The following is a 3485-nucleotide window of genomic DNA, read 5'->3' on the forward strand; positions in this document are numbered from 1 at the left end:
AATAATTATGGACTTAATCTTGATACGCAATCCATTATTGTTTGGGCAATTGATAAAAAACCTGAGCCGTTGATTACGCCGTATGAAGACTCTATGACGCTTTTTAATAAGTTACCAATAAAAGCTACAGAAGAAGATTTGATCGAAAAAGCCGAAACAGAAATTTATGCGGATTATTCCAAAAAACTAAAAAAATTTCTTTTGGGATATGGGAATGAAAAATATATAAAAAAGCATGCGCGAAAGATATGCATAGCCTTTTTTGATATCGCAACTACTGGTAGAATGGGATTAACTTTTTATCAAGAATTTCCTGAAGATACGTATCTAGAAAATATTGTAAATTGGCATAGCGAATCTTCATATCATCGTTTAGTTTTGATAAAAGAAAAAGATAGTAATGGGCAAGAAAAATCCAAGTTAATTAATTATATTGGCGCGCCGACTTTTGATGATATTTTATTCGCTATTTATGGAAAGCCCCGAGCCAACAACGATAAAACATATCAAATGTTAAAAAAGAAAATACGCAAACAAATGCTTGAATGCATGTTTGGAAATTTTCCTTTTCCCAAAAATATCGTTGAAGCCGCGGCAATAAGAGCTTCGCAACCATTATCTTTTACAGATAAAAATAATTCTTTTGATCCAAATGATTGGCAAAAAGCAATTTGCATATCATGTTCTCTAATAAGAAAATATTATAAGTTGGAGGAATCAAGCATGGAACTTGAAGAAAAAAGAACAGATAGGGATTATCTTTATGGTAGATTGCTAGCAATTGCGGACAGGCTAGAACAGGAAGCTATGTTTAAAGCGGAAAAAAGCGGTCAAAGGGCGACTAATTCCGTTCGTTTAATGAGCGCGTTTGCGGTTAAACCCTATCAAACATGGGGGATGTTGTATCACCAAATTTTGCCATACAGAATTCAATTAAATGGCGCGCATTTTTTCCAACAAAAAATTAATGAAGTTATGGCTTTGTTTAAGGAAGGCGATTATGAAGACAATCGCCCGCTCTCGCCGTTATATTTATTAGGCTATTCAGCGCAATCACGCGCATTTTTCAAAAAACAAGATAAGGAGGATAATTAACAATGTTAAACAACAAAATTGATTTTGCAGTAATTTTTACGGTAAAAAACGCTAACCCTAATGGAGATCCGCTTGGCGGTAATAGACCGCGAACAACAAGCGAAGGCTTGGGGGAAGTATCAGATGTTTGTTTAAAACGCAAGATTCGTAACCGATTACAACAAATGGGCGAGAAAATTTTTGTCCAAATGGATTCGCTTAGCGATGACGGTCAAAAATCGTTATCTGATAGGTTTAATGCCTTTATAAAAGGAATCAAAAAAGAAGATGTTCCCCAAAGCGTTTGCAAGCAATGGTTTGATGTGCGCGCCTTTGGTCAAGTGTTTGCGTTTAAAAAAAGAGATGGCGTTGATGAGGTATCTCTTGGAATTAGAGGTCCTGTAACTATCCAGTCTGCTTTTTCAATTGAGCCTATAACGATTGAATCTATTCAGATTACAAAATCAGTCAATAGCGAACCCACAAAAGATGGTAGTAAATCTGCTGATACTATGGGTATGAAACATCGGGTTAACAAAGCGGTTTTTGCTACATATGGAAGCATAAGTCCGCAATTAGCGGAATTAACTGGCTTTAGCAATGAGGACGCCGAAAAAATCAAAACAGCGTTGACTACTCTTTTTGAAGGCGATGAATCTTCCGCGCGGCCTAGTGGCTCTATGGAAATTAAAAAGGTTATTTGGTGGAAACATAATAACAAAACGGGACAATATTCTTCTGCAAGGGTTCATAAAAGCATAAAGGTAGATAATAATGGAAATGTGGAAATAGAACCATTAGAAGGATTAAATCCTGAAATTATTGAAGGATAATGCAAGAATATTCTGAAGATAATTATATTTTGATCTCAGGTATTCAGCATTTTGCGTTTTGTCCTCGTCAATGGGCGCTTATTCATATAGAAGATGTTTGGCAAGATAATTATCTTACGGTCGGCGGAAATATACTTCATAATAAGGCCCATGATGGTGATTCATTTGAAAAAAGAGGCAATATTATCATTATTCGCGGCTTGAAGATTAGTTCAAAGCTGCTAGGAGTGTCGGGTCAATGCGATGTTGTAGAGTTTCACAAATCGGATAAAGGTATTCCTATTAATAGATATGACGGTTTATGGATTCCTTATCCGGTTGAATATAAGCGTGGAAAAATTAAAATTGATAATTGCGACAGACTTCAGCTTTGCGCTCAAGCCGTTTGTCTTGAGGAAATGCTTGGGTGTCAAATAAACGAAGGGGCATTGTTTTATGGGGAAATAAGAAGAAGAGAAGTAGTAAACTTTTCAAAAGAGCTTAGAGACGAACTTATTCAAATAGTGAAATTAATGCATCAATATTTTAATCGCCAACATATTCCAAAAGTAAAAATAGGCAAGCATTGCAAAAGCTGCAGCTTGAAAGATAAGTGTTTGCCAAAATTGCTTGAAAAGGACAAAAAAGATGTCAGATTATATTTGGAGAAAAATATACAATGAGAAAACTTCTCAATGTATTATATATTACTTTGCCAGAGGTTTTTGTCTTTCTTGAAAATGAAAATGTATGCATAAAAAAAGATAATCAATTATTATTTAAAGTGCCCCTTTTAAATCTAGAGAGCATTGTTTGCTTTAACTATCCGGGTGTTACTCCGCAGCTTATGGGCGAATGCGCTAAGCGGAACATTTCCATAACTTTTTTGAATGAATATGGCAGATTTTTGGGTTCATTTTATGGTCATATTAAAGGAAATGTTTTGCTTAGAAAAGAACAATATCGCATTTCTGACCAAGACAATAAAAACATCAGTTATGCTAAAAATTTTGTTTTTGGCAAACTTCATAATCAAAAATGGGTAATCGAACGCGCTATTAGAGATCATCCATTAAGGATTAACGAACAAAAATTAAAAGAAGCAAGTTTGCAAATCACTAATAATATGAAACAGGTATTAAACTGTCAAGATAAAGATGAATTAAGGGCAATAGAAGGCAAGGCGGCGCAATCGTATTTCAAAGTCTTTGACGAATTAATTCTTCAAAACAAAGACAAATTTTTCTTTATTAAAAGAACTAGACGACCGCCTGCCGACCCTGTTAATGCCTTATTATCTTTTGCTTATTCGCTTTTGGCAAATGAATGTAAAAATGCTCTAGAAAGCGTTGGACTTGACAGTTATGTGGGTTTTTTTCATACAGACAGACCGGGTAGAGCCTCTCTTTCTTTAGACCTAATGGAAGAATTGCGACCACATTTTTCCGATAAATTTGTTTTATCTATGATTAATAAGAAAGAAATATCGCCTGATGATTTTGATACGCAAGAATCGGGCGCTGTGTTATTAAAAGACGAGGCTAGAAAAAAATTTTTATCCGCTTGGCAAGATAGAAAAGAAGAAAAAATCACACATCC

General features: G+C 34.9%; 4 protein-coding genes. All 4 read left to right on the top strand.

Going from position 1 to position 3485, the window contains the following annotated elements:
• On the top strand, positions 1–1095 hold a 1095-nt coding region (locus GX756_03430), incomplete at its 5' end, for a CRISPR-associated protein (GenBank protein NLC16910.1).
• 2 nt (positions 1096–1097) lie between these two features.
• On the top strand, positions 1098–1907 hold the full coding sequence (gene cas7c / locus GX756_03435; GenBank protein ID NLC16911.1) for a type I-C CRISPR-associated protein Cas7/Csd2: 810 nt from the start codon (positions 1098–1100) through the stop codon (positions 1905–1907).
• Positions 1907–2569 carry a CRISPR-associated protein Cas4 gene (gene cas4, locus GX756_03440; GenBank protein ID NLC16912.1) on the top strand — a complete coding sequence of 221 codons (663 nt, stop codon included), beginning with the start codon at positions 1907–1909 and terminating at the stop codon, positions 2567–2569. Before cas7c ends, cas4 begins: the two co-directional genes overlap by 1 nt.
• The coding region (cas1c, locus tag GX756_03445) for a type I-C CRISPR-associated endonuclease Cas1 (protein ID NLC16913.1) at positions 2566–3485 on the top strand (920 nt) is incomplete at its 3' end. The genes cas4 and cas1c, both read left to right, overlap by 4 nt.

This window comes from Clostridiales bacterium (genome assembly GCA_012512255.1).
Classification (GTDB): domain Bacteria; phylum Bacillota; class Clostridia; order Christensenellales; family DUVY01; genus DUVY01.